Origin of the sequence: Tabrizicola flagellatus (genome assembly GCF_046295235.1) — a bacterium.
Classification (GTDB): domain Bacteria; phylum Pseudomonadota; class Alphaproteobacteria; order Rhodobacterales; family Rhodobacteraceae; genus Tabrizicola; species Tabrizicola flagellata_A.
Genome location: NZ_JBKBLV010000040.1, coordinates 1 through 19,798, shown reverse-complemented (window position 1 = coordinate 19,798; position 19,798 = coordinate 1). Strand labels below are relative to the sequence as shown.

General features: G+C 61.9%; 18 protein-coding genes and 1 pseudogene. 6 read left to right on the top strand and 13 right to left on the bottom strand.

What is annotated here, in order from left to right; translation table 11 throughout:
* The first annotated feature begins 5 nt into the window (after positions 1-5).
* Complete coding sequence (locus ACK4IU_RS15495) at positions 6-425, top strand: hypothetical protein (protein ID WP_409736800.1); 420 nt, start codon at positions 6-8, stop codon at positions 423-425.
* A gap of 4 nt (positions 426-429) precedes the next feature.
* Complete coding sequence (locus ACK4IU_RS15490) at positions 430-588, top strand: hypothetical protein (RefSeq protein WP_409736798.1); 159 nt, start codon at positions 430-432, stop codon at positions 586-588.
* A 486-nt stretch (positions 589-1,074) separates the two neighbouring features.
* Here the strand turns inward: ACK4IU_RS15490 and ACK4IU_RS15485 are convergent, their stop codons facing one another.
* From ACK4IU_RS15485 to ACK4IU_RS15465, 5 genes are read right to left on the bottom strand one after another with little or no spacing between them, the layout of a single operon-like run.
* On the bottom strand, positions 1,075-1,383 hold the full coding sequence (locus tag ACK4IU_RS15485) for a hypothetical protein (RefSeq protein ID WP_409736796.1): 309 nt from the start codon (positions 1,381-1,383) through the stop codon (positions 1,075-1,077).
* Positions 1,380-1,730 (bottom strand): DUF2190 family protein, encoded by a 351-nt coding sequence (locus ACK4IU_RS15480; RefSeq protein ID WP_409736794.1) that lies wholly within the window; start codon positions 1,728-1,730, stop codon positions 1,380-1,382. The genes ACK4IU_RS15485 and ACK4IU_RS15480 overlap by 4 nt, the downstream gene beginning before the upstream one ends.
* Positions 1,727-1,936 (bottom strand): phage head-tail joining protein, encoded by a 210-nt coding sequence (locus ACK4IU_RS15475; RefSeq protein ID WP_409736792.1) that lies wholly within the window; start codon positions 1,934-1,936, stop codon positions 1,727-1,729. The genes ACK4IU_RS15480 and ACK4IU_RS15475 overlap by 4 nt, the downstream gene beginning before the upstream one ends.
* Before the next feature lies 1 nt (position 1,937).
* On the bottom strand, positions 1,938-3,740 hold the full coding sequence (locus ACK4IU_RS15470) for a prohead protease/major capsid protein fusion protein (RefSeq protein WP_409736790.1): 1,803 nt from the start codon (positions 3,738-3,740) through the stop codon (positions 1,938-1,940).
* On the bottom strand, positions 3,733-5,142 hold the full coding sequence (locus tag ACK4IU_RS15465) for a phage portal protein (protein ID WP_409736788.1): 1,410 nt from the start codon (positions 5,140-5,142) through the stop codon (positions 3,733-3,735). Before ACK4IU_RS15465 ends, ACK4IU_RS15470 begins: the two co-directional genes overlap by 8 nt.
* Before the next feature lie 302 nt (positions 5,143-5,444).
* Here ACK4IU_RS15465 and ACK4IU_RS15460 point away from each other — a divergent pair, with 302 nt between their 5' ends.
* Positions 5,445-7,151 carry a DUF262 domain-containing protein gene (locus tag ACK4IU_RS15460; protein ID WP_409736786.1) on the top strand — a complete coding sequence of 569 codons (1,707 nt, stop codon included), beginning with the start codon at positions 5,445-5,447 and terminating at the stop codon, positions 7,149-7,151.
* On the opposite strand, the gene ACK4IU_RS15455 is transcribed toward ACK4IU_RS15460, so the two are convergent.
* The 7 genes from ACK4IU_RS15455 to ACK4IU_RS15425 form a co-directional block, all read right to left on the bottom strand.
* Positions 7,148-8,191 carry a hypothetical protein gene (locus ACK4IU_RS15455; protein WP_409736784.1) on the bottom strand — a complete coding sequence of 348 codons (1,044 nt, stop codon included), beginning with the start codon at positions 8,189-8,191 and terminating at the stop codon, positions 7,148-7,150. The genes ACK4IU_RS15460 and ACK4IU_RS15455 overlap by 4 nt on opposite strands.
* Positions 8,157-10,343, bottom strand: a complete 2,187-nt coding sequence (locus ACK4IU_RS15450; protein ID WP_409736782.1) for a DUF1156 domain-containing protein — start codon at positions 10,341-10,343, stop codon at positions 8,157-8,159. Before ACK4IU_RS15450 ends, ACK4IU_RS15455 begins: the two co-directional genes overlap by 35 nt.
* Positions 10,344-10,514: 171 nt before the next feature.
* Positions 10,515-12,308: a phage terminase large subunit family protein gene (locus ACK4IU_RS15445; protein ID WP_409736780.1), complete on the bottom strand. Its 1,794-nt coding sequence runs from the start codon at positions 12,306-12,308 to the stop codon at positions 10,515-10,517.
* Complete coding sequence (locus tag ACK4IU_RS15440) at positions 12,298-12,810, bottom strand: hypothetical protein (protein WP_409736778.1); 513 nt, start codon at positions 12,808-12,810, stop codon at positions 12,298-12,300. Before ACK4IU_RS15440 ends, ACK4IU_RS15445 begins: the two co-directional genes overlap by 11 nt.
* Positions 12,811-13,149: 339 nt before the next feature.
* Positions 13,150-15,612 (bottom strand): toprim domain-containing protein, encoded by a 2,463-nt coding sequence (locus ACK4IU_RS15435; protein ID WP_409736776.1) that lies wholly within the window; start codon positions 15,610-15,612, stop codon positions 13,150-13,152.
* An 81-nt stretch (positions 15,613-15,693) separates the two neighbouring features.
* A complete protein-coding gene (locus ACK4IU_RS15430) occupies positions 15,694-15,954 on the bottom strand; it encodes a hypothetical protein (RefSeq protein WP_409736774.1) in 261 nt (86 codons plus the stop codon).
* A 15-nt stretch (positions 15,955-15,969) separates the two neighbouring features.
* The gene (locus ACK4IU_RS15425) at positions 15,970-16,686 is read right to left on the bottom strand and encodes a hypothetical protein (protein ID WP_409736772.1); all 717 of its coding nucleotides are present in this window, start codon (positions 16,684-16,686) and stop codon (positions 15,970-15,972) included.
* A 134-nt stretch (positions 16,687-16,820) separates the two neighbouring features.
* Between ACK4IU_RS15425 and xerC the strand changes: the two genes are divergently transcribed.
* Together xerC and ACK4IU_RS15415 are read left to right on the top strand one after the other, a co-directional pair.
* Positions 16,821-17,924 carry a tyrosine recombinase XerC gene (gene xerC / locus ACK4IU_RS15420; RefSeq protein WP_409736770.1) on the top strand — a complete coding sequence of 368 codons (1,104 nt, stop codon included), beginning with the start codon at positions 16,821-16,823 and terminating at the stop codon, positions 17,922-17,924.
* Positions 17,925-17,980: 56 nt separating this feature from the next.
* Positions 17,981-18,589 (top strand): hypothetical protein, encoded by a 609-nt coding sequence (locus ACK4IU_RS15415; protein WP_409736768.1) that lies wholly within the window; start codon positions 17,981-17,983, stop codon positions 18,587-18,589.
* A gap of 333 nt (positions 18,590-18,922) precedes the next feature.
* Here the strand turns inward: ACK4IU_RS15415 and ACK4IU_RS15410 are convergent, their stop codons facing one another.
* Complete coding sequence (locus tag ACK4IU_RS15410) at positions 18,923-19,615, bottom strand: hypothetical protein (protein ID WP_409736766.1); 693 nt, start codon at positions 19,613-19,615, stop codon at positions 18,923-18,925.
* Positions 19,616-19,702: 87 nt separating this feature from the next.
* Between ACK4IU_RS15410 and ACK4IU_RS15405 the strand changes: the two are divergent.
* Positions 19,703-19,798: pseudogene (locus ACK4IU_RS15405) on the top strand (IS5/IS1182 family transposase); the annotation flags it as partial.

Sequence of the window (19,798 nt, the reverse complement as noted above, 5' to 3'; positions counted from 1 at the left end):
ACGACATGAGCCACATCGAAAAGACAATTGCCCGGCTACCCAGCATGAATGCCAAGGCTCTGGCGACCTTGCGCGGCAATGCCAGCGCAGTGTTGGGAAGAAAGCCCGGCGACGAGGACGCCCGTCGTCTTCTCGAGGCACTTGACGCTATCGAGGCCGCGAAGCCCAGGACAGTCGAGTTCGAGGTGACAGGTCTGTTGTCTTGGGAGAAGCATCGCCCCGGCGAAGGCACGTTCCGTGCATTCCACGGTGAAAGTGTTGTTGGGCGGATATTCAAGCGGGCCGACCATTCCAGCCTCGACAAGGACGTCTACTCGCTTGAGATTCTTGGCCGGGCAATTCCCGGTGCGTTCCATCATATTCGCGATGCGCGGGCGGCCGGAGAGCGGGAGTTCGCGTCGAGGCCCGACCCGCGAGAGGACTGAGTGTATGATGGAAAACCTCGTCACCATCATTGTTGTCGCCTTGCTGGTGGTCTTTCACAGGCCACTTGCGGCCTTGGCTGGCGGGGTCTTTGCCCTTCTTGCCATGGCTGTTCTGCTGTTCGTGATGTTCATCTTCGTTCGGACAATGCTCTTCGGGGCGTGAGCCACAGACTGGCCGGTCGTCCGACGAAGCAGCAGTGAGCGGTTCCTGTTGCCCTCAAGATCCACCTAATCGTCGAGCTTCTTGTCAACGCCTGGTCAACCCGCAAATGCTGGTTGGGAGACTCTGAACGCCGTTGAATGACGACGCAAGCTGGCAGTCTCCGGCGAAAGAATTCGCCAGATCAAAGGCTTGTCCGCTAAGTCTCTGAAATCAAAAGATTCATAAAAATCAACGGGTTCGGCTCATAACCTGAAGGCCGCAGGTTCAAATCCTGCCCCCGCAACCAGACTTTCTAACACAATATCAAAGGCTTAGGCCAATGCATGGCGCCCCAAGGGGCGTTTTTGGCGTTGCAACGCGCCACAACACATTCCCCAAAGATTCCAAACCCTTACGAATACCCCCGATTCCTCCGTGCAACACCCATGCGACACGGGAATGATCGGATGTTCGCGGGACGTTCCTTCAGCCGATTGAGTTGTCTCCTTACTGGCCAAAGCACGTCCCCATGGCCACCTTGCTGATGGCGGCATGGGCGCCCACGAGGTGTTGATCCCTCGGCAAGTCCCAAGTCGGGAACAGCCCGGCGACGGCAGCCATATGGTTCTCCAACTCGCTGATCACCATGGTGATGTTCCGCGTGCCGTTATACTCCTCGGCCGACCTCCGGAGGTCGGCGCACAGGGCCTTGATGGCTGCGTAGTTGCGCATGGCCTGCAGCTTACCTGCGTCCTTGCTGTCCTCGACCAGAAGGCGGAGGCCATCCAGCACGGCGCGAATGTCCCGCTCCATCATGCTGCGGCGGTCCCCACGCCATCGAGGCGAACCGCGACGCTGGTGATGCCATTCCCGGCCGCCTCGATCGCCACGCCCACGGGGAAGCGCCCAGCGCCCGGCACGTTGATGTTCTTCGCTGTGTTGTCCCAGGCGACGCGCGCGCCGACAGTCAAGACTGCAGCGGTGGCTTTCGGTAGCTGATAGACGCCGGTGGTGGCCAGTTCGACCGGTTCGCCCACGGCGGCCGCATAGGCGGCGATGCCGAAGATGTTGCCGATGATCGTGCCTTCGCCAGAGGCGATGCCGTCTGCGGGCGCGGGCATGGTGATGATGTCGCCCCTTTGGACATGGTTCTTCATGGTCATAGCCCTTTCGAGGATTGGATGCGGACCACGGCGATGCGCGCCGTGGTGCTGGTGATCTGGCGGTTAAGGTCGCCCAGCGCCGCCGCCATCTCGGCATCGGTTGCATAGGTGACCCGCTTGCCGTCGTATTCGACGGTGCGGATACCCTGATAGCGGGCGGCCATCAGGGCATCGCGCCAGGCGGTGAGTTGGGTAAGGTCGGCCATCTTACGCCCCGGGGTTCTGGAACCAACCGCGGTGGTCGATGAAGCCTGCGCCGAAATCGAGGATCACCCTGATTTCCACGCCGTCCACGTCCCACCCCGACCGGCTTTCGACCTGGGGCCCTTCGTTGCCCGAGAGGTAGGCGAACTCGAGGCCGTCGATTTCACCCGGATCAGCGGTGACATACCAGCGGGTGGCGCTGGTCAGGCGCGGTTCGACCACCAGCGACATTGCGCCCGAGAACGGGTTCACATCGGCGGCGGTGGCGGGCGCGATGGTGGCGAGCCACTTCTCAGCCACGGTCTCCAGCGCGGGCGGGACCAGCAGGTTCTTCGGAGTGACCCGAATGATGCGACCGTCGATGCCTTTCTGCGTGCGCAGCGCCAGCCGGGCGGCCGAAAGGGTGGTGTCGGAAATCACTGCGCCGCTGGCCGCCTTGTTGCCATGATCGGCATGGAACAGCGCCTTGCTGTCCGACAGGGCCGGGCCGTTACCGCTGTTCGCCTCCAAGAGGGTAACGAGGATCCGTGCCTCGGTCTCGGCCGCGCCTTGGCCCATGCGGCGGGCAAGGTCCGCGAAGGCGCCGAGGTCGTCGTTCACCAGCACCTGCCGGGTGATGCCGATCTTCTTGGCCCAGGTCTCGATCTTGTAGGCCTCGCGCGCCTCGGCCATGGTCCCGGCCTTGATCTCGCCTGCCTCGCTCAACTTCTCGAGGAGTGGCGCCTCGCCCAGCATGATCTTGTTCACCGAGCGGAAGTCCCGCGCCGAGGTCTGGCGGCCAAGACGGCGGATGCCGGAAGGGGCGGCCTGATAGGCATCGCGCAGGACGCGGCCCACGGTGTTGCCGAGGATGATCGGGAAATCCGAGGTGGTGTGCAGGGCGCGGGTGACGAGGCTGGCGGGCGACAGCGCCATGGTAGATTCGCCGCGCAGGGTCAGCAGTTCCTTGGCCATATCGACCGGCGTGGCATAGGCATAGCGGCGGGCGGGCTCGGAAAGTTCATGGCGCGGGTTGATCCGGGCATAAAGGGCCTCGCCCATCTGGCGGGCCCGCAGGGCCGGGTCATCGTGGCTCTCGCCCATCTCGACGCGGACCTGTTCGGTCCGGATCATGGGCGCACTCCGGGCCGCCAGCGCCTCGAAGGCCGCACGACGAGCGGTGTCGGCATCGGCAGCGGCGTCGATCTGGCCGTCGACCCAAGCCTGATCCAACCCGGCGATGCGGGCGATGGAGCGGATCTCGGTGTTGATGGCCGCGCGGGTCTGCGCCGCGGGCGGGGCCGGGTTGATGATGGTGTCGGTCATGTTGGTCTCCATGCGGATATGTGCGCCGGGGTCAGCCGGGGTGGGGACAAGGGAAATCTCGTGGGGCATCCAGCGCACGGCGGTCAGCACGCGCGCGCCGTTCTCGGTGGTCTCGGCCCATTCCTCGACCGAATAGCCGACCGAGACATGACGCAGGATCCCGGACAGCACGTCCTGCCAGAGCGGTTCCACTTCTGGGCGCGACGAAAACCGGATCAACGCCGTACCGCGCTGGCCATCGACGGCAGCGGATTGCACGCTGCCCAGCACATCGCGGACGGCGGATTGGCGGTGGGCATCGAGCACGCTGGCGCCCTGCAGGCGCGAAAGGTCCACTGCCTCGGGCGCCAAACTGAGGCGTTCGATGTACTGGCCAGCCATGTCGCGGCGGCGTACGGGGGCACCTGTTGACCAGATCACCTCGACGGTGCGGGCGTCGCGATCGGCGCTGGAAGGGGCCAGGTCGGCGCGGCGGGTCAGCAGGGTGACGGTGTCATTCATCGGGGATGTCCTCCTTCTGGACAGGCGCCGCGCCGAAGCTCAGGCCCAACGCATCCGACCGCGCTTTGTCGGCGGCGGTCTCGGCATCGACCTGTTCGGCGTCGTAGCCCCGTTCGGAAATCGCCTGTGTCCTGCTCTTGAGCCCGGCGTTGATCGCGAGGATCTCGGCCTCGACGTCCTTCTTCGGATCGACGTAGTCGAACTTGGGCGGGAGCCATTCGCAGCCGAGATAAGCGGCCGGATCGCGGTCGAAATCGCGGGCGGGCAGATCGCCCGACAGCACCGCCAGCCGCACGAACCGCTCCCAGACCGGGCGGCAGAACAGATGCACGACCACGTTGTGCTGCAATTGCTCGACCCGGCGACGGAACTCGATCAGCCCGGCGCGGATCGAGGAATAGGTCACGCCCTCCAGATCGCCCGAAACCAGTTCGTAGGGCAGGCCCATCCCGGCCGCGACGGCGCACAGGTGGTTCTTCACGAAGGGTCCGTAGGCATCGCTTTCGGTGGGGTTGGAAAAGCGGATGTCGGTGCCGGGCGGCAAGGGGATGAGGCTGCCGGGTTCCATGCCGACCGTCAGCGCGCCGTTGGTGTTCGTGCCGGAAAGCCCGCCTGCGGTGCCGTCGGGATCGGTGATGAAGCCGGTGAACAGTGCCGCGACCTTGGCCTTCACCAGCGCCGCATCTTCGAACTGGTCCAACTCGTGCAGCCGCAACAGCACCGGGGCCAGCCAGGTGATCCCGCGCAACTGGCCAGCGGCCAGGGGCTTGAACAGATGCAGGCAATCGGCGGCGGGCAGGCGCAGCGGTTCCAGCCGCAGTGACGTCAGCGGATCGCCGGGCCTGTCCCTCATCACCCAATAGGCAGTGCGCTGCCCAGCGCCGTTGAACTCGATGCCAGCCCGGATGCGTGCGCCGCCGCCGATGTCGCGGTGCAAGTCCAACGGCACCTGGTCTCGGTCCAACAGGTCGATATGCAGGGGAATGGCAGGGGCATCGGGCACGACACGCAGCCGGGCGAAACTCTCGCCGCCCTCGACCATCGCGCGCACGGCCATGGCCTGCAGGCCATAGAAATCGGCAAGCCCACCCGGGTCAGCATGGTCGGTCCAGCGCAGCCACAGCATCTGCAATCGCTCGCGCACCGCTCTGTCGGGATGGGTGGATTGCGGCTTGATCCCCGCGCCGACGACATTGCCAACCAGGCTGTCCACCGCCGCCGCGACCCACGGGTTGTTCCGCGCATACCACCCGGCCCGCCGCGCCGCCGTGGTCGCGCCCGCCATGATCGCCCCGTTCAGCCCGTCGACGGTCCGCGCCCCCTCCCAACGCCGCCCGCCACCCGCGGCGTCGAAGCCGCGAGCGCGCGTGAGGCCGAGAAGGCGATGGAAGAGCGTCCGCATGGCGCGGAGTGTCTCATGCGCGGCGGCGTCGGGGTATCAGAGCGGTTGGGAAGGATCGGGAAACCAGTCGGGACCGATTGCAGCAAACGTTCCGGCGCAGGTTAGAGGGAGGCAAGGGCAGAGCTACGGCCAAGGTCGAAGTGTTCTCAATGGACTTGGCGACTGAGCGGATGACTGATATTTGACCCTTTGTCCTCTGGTTGATTGGGAAGATCGAGTGACAAGCGCCCCGATAGCTGGGGGTCTTGCATCAACCCATCTCATCGGCGAACCGACAGAGACCTAGACCTTTGGAGATTGCATTGAACGGCAAGACTGTTGAAAAACTCGAGCGGATTGACTCTGACCTCTTAGGAATCGGGGAACTTCTTGAAAGCAAGAAGCTTTCTGTGCCCTCACACCAGCGTCCCTACGCATGGGAAGATCAGCAAGTCGAAGATCTATTTCGCGACATCAATGACGCATTGAACGCCAAGCAGGGCGAGTACTTTCTTGGTACAGTTGTCCTCACCGAGGGTGATCAAGGCAGGAAGCTCGTCATTGATGGCCAACAACGCTTGGTTACGTGCGCGATTCTTATCGCTGCCATGCGAGACTACTTCGTGTCGGTAGGACAGGAAGACCGTGCCAAAGATATTGAGCAAAAGTACTTGTTCCGCCGAAACATACGGAGCCAGGAGGTGGAGGCGCACATTCACCTGATCCCAGAGGACCGCGAGTTCTTTCTCAACCGCATCATCGCAAATCCAAAAGAGCCAAAACGGACTGTTGAACCGGCCAACACGGCACAGAAGCGTTTGGTGCAAGCGGCTTCACTGGCGGCTTCATTCATCAAGAAGAAGGTAGATCTGACGCAGCAAAAAGACGACGCGATCCTCGACTATCTCGAATTCATCCATGACAAGTCGAAGGTCATTTCTGTCGAGGTTGACAGCGAAGCAAACGCCTATCTGATATTTGAAGTTCTCAACGACCGCGGACTTGATCTATCGCTAATCGATCTCTTGAAGAACTACGTCTTCAGTTTCGCCGCCGAAAAACTCGCCGAAGTCCAGTCGTCTTGGGCGGCAATGGTAAATGCGATTGCCGATATTGGCGATGAGGGGCAGATAAAGACCTTCGTGCGTCACGCGTGGGTGGCAAAAAACGGCCTCACCCGCGAAAAGGATCTCTACGCCGCGATCAAGAAAGAGGTTACCACGAAATCCAAAGCGGTCGACTTTGCTGCTGAATTGGCAAAGACGGCGGCGATCTATGCAGCCGTGGCCACGCCCTCTCACGGGATGTGGAACAAGTTTGCTGAAGAGGTTTCCCAGTCGCTTGAAGTCTTCGATCTCGCCGGGGTCACCCAGATCCGTCCGCTCTTGCTCGCCATACTGAAAAACTTTGAACCCGCCGAGGTAAATCGCTCATTCCCAATGATGGTTGCCTGGACGGTCCGCTTCCTTGTGACCGGCGCAGGCGGCAGCGGCATTCTGGAAACGGGTTATGCCGAATGTGCAAAGGCTGTTTCGCAAAAGAATATCACCGATGCGAAGGGCCTTTGGGCGCAAATGGAGAAGGTGGTTCCCGATGACATCAGCTTTGAACAGGCGTTCGCGAAGGCAACAGTCTCCAAGGTCAGTATAGCGAAGTACTACCTCCGGGTGCTGAACCAGCATATGACGGCAGGAACTGAGGAGCTGATCGTTAATCCCGACAAGGAAAAGGTTAACATTGAGCATATTTTGCCTGAGACCATCACCGGCGAATGGTTGCAGGATTTCACGGAAGCCCAGCACAAGGCCTACCTCCGGCGAATCGGTAATTTGACACTGCTCGGGAAGAAGCTGAACTCGAAGGTCGCTAACAATCCATTCTCGGAGAAACAGAAGGAGTACGACAAGTCGGAGATCAAGATGTCCAAAGAGCTTTGCGCGCAAAAGACTTGGACCCCGGCGGACATTGATGCACGCCAAGCGGCCTTTGCGAAACTGGCTGTGAAAATCTGGTCTCCTAAGCCGCGCTAGGGACGCGTGACAAAGTCGCGTATCCGCGTATCCGTGAGCAGATGCTGAACGGTTGCTAAGGTGAAGACCTTGCCGTCAGTCGCCACGAGCAGACGCTTCATGTCAGCCCGTCTGACCTTGAAGCCTCGTCCGGCGATACACGCAACCACCTGGTAGCCGCGACCGTCGCGCTCCCGGAGGTTGCGGAGTTGTTGCACGCGCGTGACCTTGTCGCGCGCCGTCCCATCGTCCTCGGTCAGCTTCGCCTCGATGATCACCGACGGATTGTGTTCGTCGGGGATGATGAAATCCGGTGCCTGATCAAATCCCGGTATCCGTTCGGCACGCTTGGTCTTCCGGTAGCCAACACCTGCTTTGGCGAGCACATCCTCAACAGCGCTCTCAACGACGTCGCCCACCAGTTCACTGACCGAATCGCGGTGGCCGGCGAACGGGCGCCCCAAGAAGCGCTCATAAAGTAGCATGGCATACGGCACGCCCAAGTCAGCGACCGGGCGCAAGCTAGCGAGACCTGTTGCCGTGTCGACCTTGTCAAGCCGGTGCAAGATCTCCTTGCGATCAACCTTGCTCGGGCCCTCCTTGAGGAGTTCACAGGCCGCCGTCACCATTGCTTTAATTCGAGCGTCGGCGACGGAGCCTCGGTCACGCAGTGCCGTTGTTGGGGACAGTCGACAATTTCGATCGATGGTTCGCGCAGCTCCTTGGTCGACTTGGAGCTTTTTGCGCTCCGTCGTGACATCCGCCCATTCTGACGGCGTAAACCCCAAGATACTTCTCAGCACGATAAATGTGATCGGCATCGCATATACTGTTGCTATCACGGCCTCTTGATCAATTGCCGTGAAGCCGAACGTCGCCTTTTTCAGTGCTTGGTAGCCAGTCTCGAAAACTGGATACTCAATGAAACCTGCTCCCTTGGGCAGCTCCAGAAAACCTGACTTCAGTTCTCCGAAAACCTCATCGATCAGCGGATCGAAGTTCAGATCCGGATCTGCGAAATCCGCACTAAAACGCAACGGCATCCCGGTCGTCTTCCTCATCTGGGAACATAGTATCATCGGGGCTTGTGGAGCTTGAAGGCATCCTGTCTGCGGCGATAACCTCTTCATGTGATCCAAGGGAGTTCAATGCTGCCCGAACCCGGTCCAGCTTTATATCCGTTGGGCTTTGGATATCCCATGCTGAGTGGAGATTCCAGATGGCCATCCTGACCTGATGACCGAATACGATACACCGGATGTCTCCGGCTGTCGGCTTCAGGCCCGCGATCTTGAGCTGCGCCAGGTCATCGCGCACAATCCGGTTGAGCTCGAGTTGGCTCTGGAAGAGCTGACGTTCAACAGGCGTACCGCGACGTCTGCACACAAACACTGTATCGACGATTGAGGAGCCTGTTCCCTGAATGTGAATCGACCCACCCATCTCGGCGGGGCATGGAAGGCTTGCCGTGCACACCAATCCCGCGTCGAGAATGGCGACGGCGATCGACAGATAGGCTTCGAGTTTGTTGTGGTGGTAGGTAAAGGCGAGTGGTGCGCCAGGTTTCAAGGCTCTCGCCATCGCAGAGTAGACCTTGGCCATGCCTTCCGTGAAGTGCGTGAGGCCACGGCCCTCCGTCAGGTTCACTGTCAGTTCTTCGCTTGCCCGAGTGCTCGCGCGCGCAAAGCCCTCTACGCCCGTGCCGACTAGACGCCGCAGCCAGACGTAGCAGAAATCCATCAGTTCCGCATACTGAACATTTCCGAAGTATGGCGGGTCGGTGAAGACTGCATCCAGACTTTCTGGCGGAAGCTCTACTTCTGTGGCGCTGGCACAACGGATGCTAATGGCTCGCCCACGTGACCCTGGTCTGCTTTCGCCGATCCATTCTCCGGTGACGGGAACGCGGACTTTCTTGCCTTTCCTGTGCTGCACTTCAAAAGGCTCATCGCAATACGCCTTGGCCTTTGCGTACTTGTCGATGATGTTTATCCATCCACCGGAACCAACCGTGCCACCAGAATCGTTCACCACGCCCAAGAGGTTCGACTCACAGACCACGAGCCCAACTGGGAAGCCGTGGACTGAGAACACATCTAACGACTTCAGTGCCATCGTGTCATAACGGCAAAGCATGTTCTGATAGCGCAGAAGATCAGAGAGATTCGTCGCCAGTGCGTGCTTGATCCGCAAGTCATTTTGGCTTGCGATAAACTGACAGCTTAGCTCCAAGCCCAGCAGCTGGCGCGCATTGAAAAGTTCGTGGTATTTCGTGTAGCCCCACCGATGCAGGCGATCCGTCTCGTCGCCCGCCGGGATCTCATCAGTCGGGATGAACCCGCCTTTAACATTATCAAGCAGCGTCTTGGCGCGCGCGGCTCGCTCCAAGTCATTCGCGTCTGGCTTTTTGAAAAACCGGCCCTTGTGGTCCTTCTTGCGTGACGGATTGAAATACTCAATCGCGAAAAGACGGTGCCCAAGCGGCCCCTGGTTGTTTTTGGGAAACTTGGCCTTCGATCCGCACTTGGGGCAGGCGCACGAGCCACGTTTTGCTGGTCCTGCGAGGGTCAGCTCGGACTTGCAGGCCCGGCAAGATCCCAAGTCCTCCGTGTTCTCGACTTCATTCAGTTCGCCGCAACACCCGCAAACCAGCACGTTCTTGGGGTGACGCGCGTCTTCGGAAATTCGGTAGCCAGGAAACAGGTCCACTTCATGCCCGCAGGTTTCGCAGGATGTTGTCTTCACCCAAAGGAAGTACTTAACGGGCACGTTTCTATCCCCGTAGATCGGGCAATCTGTTCGGTAGAGATCGCCGAGATCAGCCGCTAATCGCTCAACCAAGCTATTCGCTGCCGCTCGGTAGGCATCAAGGTCGAGATGTTCTATTTCTTCCCGAACGATCCAAGCCGACATCGGGTTGATGTCAAATCCTTGTACGTCGCAACCTAACCTGTTCGCTTCCAGAAGTGGCGTTCCGCCTCCCATGAATGGATCTGCGACCGACTTGCCCGCAAAATCGTGGCTCTCGAAGTAGCTCTCGTCGAGCCTTTTATCGCAGAACTCGGATAGGAGAAGACCACGAAACAGCGTTCCTGGACGGCGCGCAAACCACTTATGAACCGCGATGATCGGTCGGTAGTTTTGCTGGATCTGCTTTTCCTTCAGGGCGAGGGAAGCGATCAGCGGGATGTCATAGCGGCTTTCAATGGTCATGATGCTGTCTATCTGGTTTGGGAAGGTCAAACTACTACATTTAGAGAAACAAACAAAGAACAGACATCCCGTTCCGCTATAGAACAGATCGCAGCCGAGCCGCACAGGAGGCAGGATCTCTCTGCTGCTTGCCGGATCACAGTCTGCCGGTGAGGGGCGTATGCGGAAGCTTTACGTCATCCAGACCGAACGTACCACTCGCCTTGTCTCGTCCGACCGCACCGTCGCAAACCCTGTCAGCGCCTCCGCCTCCTCGTTCAGCCGCAGCCCCATGCTGATCAGGCCGTGCAGGGCGGCGTGGGCGTAGACGAAGGTGTCCAGCGCCTCGTTGCGTTCGCCGTCGCGCTTGGGTTGCCACGAACGGATGGGTCGGCCTTTCTCGAAGCGGGTGACGACGCGTTCAGCGGTCAACTGGCGGAAGTAGTCGGCGTCGAGGCGGCGGGGGAAGTGGATCGCGCCGGGGCCGGGTTCGGTCAGTTTCAGGCGAGCGAAGACGGCATCCTTCACAGCATCGACGCCGACGATGAAGAGCGGGATCTTTGCCTTGTTGCTGCGGGTGGGACGGCGGGGCCAGACCGGGATGCCGGGGCCGCCTCGGCCCTTGATCGCCCAGATGCGGCGAGCAAGGCGTGTGCGGCAGAATTCGTAGGCCATCTTGGTGTGGTGGCCGCCGGTATCCACGGCGACGGCGCGCACGGGGAGGTCGCCATAGGTGCCGTTCAGCACGCCGTCCAGATCGGACCACAGGCGCGGGCCGGAAGGGTCGCCCCACAGGACGCGATAGTCGATCACCCACGCCTCCTCGTCACGGCCCCAGCCGACGATTTGCACCTCGAGCCGGTCGCCCTGCACATCGACGCCCGCCGTCAGTACGGCCACGCCCGGGGCAAGGTCGCTGCCCCAATCCTCGCGCCGTGCCATCAGCGGGTCGGCGGGGACTGTGTCGCCCGCCTGGTCCTCCCAGGACTCGCCCAGCTTGGTGTTGACCCAGACCTGAAGCCGGGCCGGATCCTTGGCGACACGGGCATGTTCCTGCGCGATCTCTGCCCAAGTTTCCCAAGGCGAATAGAGCGACGACAGGTGGAACCCTGCCGTGCGGCCATCGCCCAGCGCGGTCGGCCGCCATTCACCGGCAGACATCAGGCGGGGCTTGTCGTGCTCGTAATGCACGCCGCCGCAAGCTTCGCAGACCAGATAGGCGGCGTCGCGCTGTCCCTCGGGCCAGCGGATACGCGCCCAAGTGATCGGGGCCATGTCGCCACAGTGCTGGCAGGGGACATGGAAATACCGCTGGTCGCTGTCAAGGTAGGCCGCTTCGATGCGGGAATGGCCTTTCAACGTGGGCGTCGACACCATGTAAATCTTGCGCCGCCCCCGGAAGGTGGTGGTGCGCTGGATGGCCAGATCGACCGGGTCGCCCTCGCCATCGGCATCGCCGGGATAGCCGTCCACCTCGTCCAGGAACAGGTAGCGGACCGGCGTGGACCGAAGCCCTGCCGCGCTGTTCGCCCCGGTCATCACCAGCTGGCCACCGGGGAAGGATTTGCGGAACAGGCTGTTCCCGGCATCGCGGGACCGGGGCGCCGAAACCAGGTCTCGCAGGGCAGGGGTGGCGTCGATCAGCGGATCGATCCGCACGGTGGTGTTGCGCCGCACCATTTCGAGCGAGGGCATGACCAGCATGGCGATGCCGGGGGCGTTCTGGATGATGTAGCCGAGCCAGTTGAGCCCTGCCTCGGACCCGCCCGTCTGCGCGCCCTTCATCAGCACGACCCGTTCATAGGGGCTGGAGGTGGACAGGGCATCCATCACCGCGCGCAGGTAAGGCGTGCGGTCCGTTCGCCAGCGCCCCGGTTCCGCCGATGTGGGCGGCAAGATGCGATTGCGGTCGGCCCAGTCCGACACCGGGATCGGCGGTTCGGGGCGGATCCCGCGCCGCCAGGCGAGGTCAATCTCAGGCACCATCGCCAAAACTCCCGAGCGGCATGTCGGCCAAGTTTTCCAGATGCTCGCGCATCATCCGGTCCAGCGCGGCGAAGGTGGCACGCGGATCGGCCCCCACCTCGGCCGCCAGCAGCGGCGCGGTGCGCTGGACCCACGCCATGTGGGCGTCGCGTTCGGCACGGGCGCGCGCGAACACGGTTCGGGTGGCGGCGGCGGTTTCCACCAGCAGGCCCTGTTCCTTCTCGAAGGCCAGCTTGGCGCGCTGCACCTTGACGATCTCATGCAGCCGCTTGGCCTCGGCCAGCGTGGTCGAGACGCGGGCAGGGGCAGGGCTGGCACCGCCATTTTTGCGGCGGGCCGGGTCGAGGTTGTCCTCGATCCAGGCGAGGCCCACCGCCACGTCGATCTGCCCATCCGCGCGCACCGGCAGGCCCTCGGCCACCAGTTGCGAGATGCGGCCCTTGGTCAGGCCCACCCGCGCGGCAAAGGCGGTCTTCGTTTCAGAGGCGTTGAGTTTAGTCATTTCTGCCCCCTGACGCTGGCGGGCCAATTCGCTGCGCTCCCCCGCATACGAATTGGCCCAAGAGGAACCGCCGCGTTCCCGATCCTTGCCGATTGATGCCCCTCGGTCCGGCCCGAGGGGCACGGCGGATGACGCAAGAATGACGCAGGAATGACGGGCTGCGGGGCGTAAGTCTCTGAAAGTGTTGAGATGACGCACCTGCCCGGGGAACATTTTATATAGGGGGTAATCTGAACCTTCAGGGTTGAGTGGTTTTCCCCTTCTATCAAAAAGGTTGGAGCCAAGTGCGTCATCTCAACACTTTCAATGGGTTGCGCGCCAAAGTCCGTCATTCTTGCGTCACCACTGCGTCACTGTGATGCCGAGGAAGAACCGGCCTGCACTGGTGCGCTTGTGCTGGATCCCGGCCACCTGGGCCTGGACGCGCTGGACGAAGCCGTTGATTGCAGGGATCTTCTCGGTCTTGAAGCCCTCGGCCTGCGCCCAGTTCTGAAACCGCATGTAGGCATCGCGGGTCGCGAGCATCGGACCGCCGTTCACGATGGGCACGACCTTCACGCAAGCGTCGATCCAGGCCAGCACCGGGTCTTCGCCCAGCACCCATTCGATCAGCGCGTCGCGGCAGCTTTCCGGGATGGCGAAGTTGCGCTGGCGGATCAACCGCGAGGCTCCTTCGACCGCCCATGCCAGCAGCAGGTCGGCTTCCTCGGAGGCGATGCGCTTGCCGATATCCTCGATGCGTTCTTCGAGGGGGATGGTGCGGGTGAAGGGGATCAAGAGCAGGCGGCGCTGCACGCCCCGGTCCACGCCGCCCTTGAAGCTGGGCAACTGGTTAGCGGCGAACAGGTTCTGCGCCACCGAGCGGAACTCGACCCGGCTCTTGTAGACATCGCGCCCCTCGATCGGCTCCCCGGTGACGACGGATTTGAAGATGTTGGAGGCGATGGCCTCGGGCGACAATTCGTCGGAGGCGTTCAGGAGTTTCCCGACCAGCCCAGTGACATGCCGCTCGTCGCCCATCTTGGCGGCAGGGACGCAACAGATGGCGCTGGTGGGCAGAAGCCCGCGCGCGAGATCGAGGATCTGGCTCTTGCCGTTCTCGGCGGTCTTGCCATGAAGCACGACGGCACGGGGCTGCACCAGGCGCGTGGCATAGCCCAGCGCGGCCGATCCACAGATCTCGGCCAGCAGGTTGCACTTCGCGTGAGCGTCCGGGTCGCCCTTGAAGCTGCCGGTCAGCAGGCGGCGCAGCATGGAGCCTTCGGGCGGGATGCCGGAGGCACCGGGGGTCCAGCGTCCGGGCAGGGTGTGGCGGCAGCGGTGATTGCGGTGGTGCGGTTCCAGATGCGGCGTGCCGGTGGCATCGAAGCGCAGGAAGCCTGAGGCGCAGTTGATCCCCGCAGGCGGAGTGTCGAAGAAGCCGGGCTCGGCGCAGAGGGCGGCGCATTCGTGCAGGACGGAGTTGACGCGGGTTTGGGTCAGCTTGACGTTCGAGGGCTCACCCGCGGGCGTCTCGAAGCTTGCCCCGTCATAGGCATGCACCGGCAGGCGCAGTTCGTGGGCCGGGGTCGCCTCCCAATGGGTGCCGCTGTAGCGCCAGAACTCGCCTTCGGCATGAACGATGCGGCCATGGCGTTCGGTCAGGTCCTCGCGCACGCGCTTCGCCATCTCCACGTCCGATCCGATGTAGAGGCGCTTTCGTCCCTGCTCGGCTTGGTCCGGGCGAAAGGGCGCGGCACCGGCGATCCGGTTTCGAATGGCCTCCTCGCCCTCGCGCACCAGGATGTCGTTGAAATCCTCGCCCTCGGGCGGGGTGGCCATCTGTACGGTGATCCCGCGCGCAGCGAGACTGCTGGCGGCGCGCAGGATCTGGCCCTCGGCCTTGCTGCCGGGCGCATCGCCATCGCGGGCGATGATCACCGTGGCCTTGTCGGGCACGGGCGCGCGGCCGATGTTCGAGACGCCGAGGCAGGCCCAGACTTCCTGACCTGTGGCCTGCCAGACTGAAAGCGCGGTTTCGACACCCTCGCAAAGCACCAGAGGTTCGCGGCCCGGCAGGCGCACCGCGGAACGTTCGCCCCATCCTTCGACAGCCTTGTTGGTGCGCTTGACTGGATTGACCGGGGCCTTTTTGCCCTCGGCGGTCAGATAGACCTGCTGGATGGCCAGCACCTCGCCCGCCGCATCGGTCGCCAGCGCGACCATCGCGCCATAGCTGCCATAAGCGTTCCGGCGAAAGCGGATGCAGGCGGGGGGCTGAATGGCGATCCCGCGCCCGACCAGATAGGCATGGGCTGGTGTGCCATTCGGAACCTCGGTCTGGCGCACGATCTCTGCGACCTTGGCTGCGAGTTCGGCTTCCGACAATTCCACGGTGCGGGCCGGGCCAGATGCCGGGGCCTTGGCGGGTTTGGTGGTCGCCGGTTTGGCGGCGGTCCAGGAGGCAGGCATTTCCGCATCGCCCAGCCAGTGCCGTGCCCAGTCCCATGCAGCCTTTTCGTCCATCCCGAAGTGATGACGGATCAGTTCCGGCCCAGCGCCGCCCGTTCCGGCCTCATGGTCATACCAGCGCCCGGCATCCTTGCCTGCGATTTCCACCGCGATGCTGCCCTTGGTCCCGAAGCGCAACTGCTGTGCGCTGGACAGGGCGCGGTTCGGGGTGCCGAGCAGTTCGACGGCGAGATCGGCGATCCGGTCGTTCAGCAGTTCCGCCACCCGCGTCATGGACATGCGCCGGGGCGAACGCCCTTTGCGTACGGGCGGTACGTCGTTGAAGTCGAGCGGATGGTCCTGAAGGGTCATGGAGCGGGTGTTCGCTATGCATCTGATGGAAATGGAGCCCGCGACCGGATCGCGGACCTCAGGACATTTGCGGCTGCCGCGTCACTCGCCCGGGGTGAAACGCTCCTGCTGTGCGATCCAGTTCAGCAGCGTGCTTTTGCGGGCGCAGATCACCGAGCCCATCTTGAAGTGCGGCATGCCCCTCGGGGCCTCGCCGGTCAGGTAATAGACCTTGCGGCGGTGCTTCGCGTCGCCGAACACGAACCTGGCGATTGCATCTGCGCCATGCAGCAGATCATCGCCGAGCGTCACCTCGGTCGCGGTCTGCTGAAGGTTCTCAACGGAACCGGGGTGCTTGGTCATGGCTGGGTCTCCTTTCTAGGGCAGGGCGTCTTGCAGGAAGTGGGCGTCAAGTCCGTGGAGGCGGCGCCACGCGGCGCGAACCTGCATGCTGATGTTGATGCTGGCGGAGCTCAGCGCGTTGGCGCGGGTCGCCATGGCCAGTTTGTAGATGCGTTCGGCGGCGGTGGCCTGCGCCGGGGAAGATGCTTTCGAGAGTTTGGCGAGGCCCTGCGGACTTCCAGCCAGCCACGGCAGCATCTGGAACGTGTCCTTCGATTTCGCGTAGCCGAGGATCAGGTCGCTCTCACCGGGTGGCGCGTCGTGGAAGATGGTGGCGAAAAGTGGCGGCAGTCGCAGGAACAGGAACTTCCGGTCGATCAGGTCGAGATGCCAGTCGTCCTCCGATGACCGGATCAATGCACCGGCGTCGGGTGAGATGGTCTCCGCAATCGAGGCAGTCAGTGCAGCCCATGTGCCGGGCCGTGTCTTGGCCATGGCCTCGGCCACGATGCGGATGTTCCAGGCGAAGTGCTCGCTGATTGCCGCGCCGATCGAGGCGATCAGCACATCCTCCTCGCTCCACATCCGCTTGAAGCCGCCGTGCTCCTTGGGGGTTTTCTGCGCCTGAATGGCACCGGCAGCTTGCAGGACACGCAGGCTGGGCAGGGGCATCCCCGATGCCGCCACCGCTTCCGCGTCGCCATGAAAGAGCGGTTCGGGCGCTTCCGCACCGTTCCGTTCGCTGGCTGTCATTGTCATGGGCTCCGATCATGAACGAGGGCTTTACACAAGCAACAATCCGTTGCAAGTGCATATGAGACGGTTCATATCACCAATTAACGGGCTTTGACAACTGGTCCCGTTTCTTACGCTCACGGAGGGAACCCATGGCCACGATCCGCAAACGCACGCTGCCCTCGGGCCTAGTCCGGTGGCAGGTGGATTTCACCGACCAGACGGGCAAACGAAGGTCGAAGCTGTTCCCGCGCCGGAAGGATGCGGACGTCTATCTGGTCAAGGTCCGCTCGCTGGTGGCCAACCACACCTATCTGGCCGATAGCGACAGTACGACCGTGGCTGAGGCCGCGAAGGCTTGGCTCGACCATTGCGAGGTGCGCTGCAAGACAGGGAGGCGGATGGAGCGGTCCACCCTGCGCGGCTACAGCGATTACGTGCGCCTGCACATCACCGCGCCCGAGATCGGCATCGGGGACAAGCTGATCGCCCAACTGACCCGCCGCCATGTCAACGAGTTCCGCGACCGGATGCTGCTGAACGGTCGATCCGAACATCTGACCCGCCGCGCGCTGTCGGTGCTAAAGCTGTTGCTCGACCACGCCATCGACAACGGCCAGCTGTTCACCAATGCCGCGCAAGGAGTGCGGGTGATCAAGTCCAGTCGGATCGAGCACAAGGCCCCGGTGCCGACCAAGGAGGCGATCCGCGCCCTCATCGAGGCGGCCGAGGAGGACTTCAAACCGCACCTGATCGTCTCGGCACTCGGCGGGTTGCGCGCCTCCGAACTGCGGGGCCTGCGCTGGACTGATGTGGATTTCGACAAGGGTTTCATTCACATCCGCCAGCGCGCCGACGCCTACAACCAGATGGGCGAGCCGAAATCGCGGGCGGGGTTCCGCGACATCCCGGCAGGGCCCATGGTGCTGAATGCCCTACGCCGCTGGAAACTGCGCTGCCCGAAGAACGCTCTCGATCTGGTCTTCCCCGCACCACAGGGCGGGATCCTGCAGCACACCAAGACGCAGGCGCGCTTCCGAAAGCTGCTGGAAAAGGTCGAGGTCACGATGCGCTGGCACGACCTGCGCCACTTCGCTGTGTCGCTGTGGATCGAACAGGGCTTCTCGATCAAGGAGATCATGACCTTCGCGGGCCATTCCTCGATCCAGATGACCATGGAACGCTACGGCCACCTGTTCCCCTCGCCAGACCACCAGAAGGCCATGGCCATGGTCGAGGCGAAGCTGCTGGGGTGACAGGAGCGAATACGCAAGATATCCATTGCGTTGAAGTCCTTTGGAAGTCGCTGACCATGAGCACTACACCCGATACGGCCAACGAAAACGACGACGACTTGGTCCTGACCCGTGAGGAACCGGCTGGCGATTCTGGATTCATCAAGTTCTATGGGCTGTATTGGCGGAAAGATCTGATCGAATGGAACTCGCGACAACTTCTCGGCCAGCCAGGAGGCTGGATGGGGAAGGGGAAGGTTGCTGCGAACTTTGACAGGCGAAATCTCCAGATGAATTTCTGGGGCCAAAAAGGGGTCTATGTCCTCTACGACGACTCTCTGCATCCAGTTTATGCCGGCCAAGCAGGATTGACCCGGCGCGATTCAGCGGGCGGTCAGGCGATTGGCGACCGTCTCAACATGCATCGGCAGGGCGTGTATCGGAACGGCTGGAGCCTCTTTTCGTGGTTCGGCTTCATGGAAGTCGAAAAGTTCAACCTGAAGACCGAGAAGGATGACGCGCGACGGCTGTCGCCTAAGTGGGAGTTCAAGGCGCAAGGGGAGAGCAACCTGAACTTGCTGCTAGCCTCCTTCGAAGCGATCCTGATCGAGGGTTTTGCGCCACGGTTCAATGCACGCGGTGGCGATTTGAAGAAGGCGGTCTTGGTGAACCAGTTCGAGCCCTGAGTGAGGTCTGATTCCCGTTCCCTACCAGAGGTTTGCGGCTGTTCCGTGCGACACGACGCCGACGTTGTGAGTCTGAAAATCGACTCACAAGCTGAAATCACGAGGTTATTCGGCGTTCAGGGGTAGCCCTCATAACCTGAAGGCCGCAGGTTCAAATCCTGCCCCCGCAACCAAAAAATAGAATATTATCAATGACATGTGCCCCGCCAACCAGCGGGACTTTTGACGTTCACGCATCTACATCAACGCCACATCAACACCCAGCCAGAAAAACCGCACCAGCACGCATAAGCGCGCAGTCGCAGGCAATGGCGGGCACCAGCAGGCAACGGATCACGGATTCCCCAACAGCAGCACGCATGGATCAGCTTTCGGCGTTAGTATGGTCGTCTTCTGACGTCCCCGCGTCACGCTCACCCGGAAGTTCTGGCGAACATCGTCAGCTATATGTTTCCTATCGTTGTCCCGCACAATGCGATGTGGGTTCGCGATGATCTTTCGATTGCGGATCACTGGCCAGCCTTCAAAGATAATGACTTCGTCGAACTGCTTTCCCTTCGCTTTGCGCATGTTCATGATCACGACCCCCGTCTCCGGCTTGATATCCGTCGCGAAATGGTCCCGTACGAAGGCTTGGCGAACGATTTCAAGTGCGTTCAGGTATGCACCATGGTCACGCCAATCTTGGGTGAGGCTCTGCCTTAGCTGCGAGCCGCGTTCCAGGATGCGAATGTTGCGCACTTCCGATCCGACCTCGCGTAACCGCGGGCAAGGCCCACCTTCGAGGACCGCGCGAATGGTTCGCCAATCCTTATCTGGATCACCAGTCAAGACCGCGGCACGCGCGGATTCATAGACGGTCGACACGGCCTTGATAATGCTCTTGGCGTTCGGTGTCTTGCCAGATGCAAGCGCAGCATTCCACTTCTCATGGGCCTTGGCGAGATCGTCTGCCTGCTTCAATGCGCCGCTTGTTGGTTTTTCGCCGCCCTTTCCACGGTAATAGCTGCACAGCAGCTCGATCAAATGGCCAAAATGCTTAGAATCTTTAGGGTCAGGACCCATTGATTTTGTGGGCTCGGCCTGAGTCAAGCTCCGAAAGGAGACTGGATCATGAGCAACCTTTTCTGGCTGACCGAGGCGCAGATGGCGCGGCTTCAGCCCTTCTTTCCCAAAAGCCACGGAAAGCCGCGGGTCGATGACCGGCGG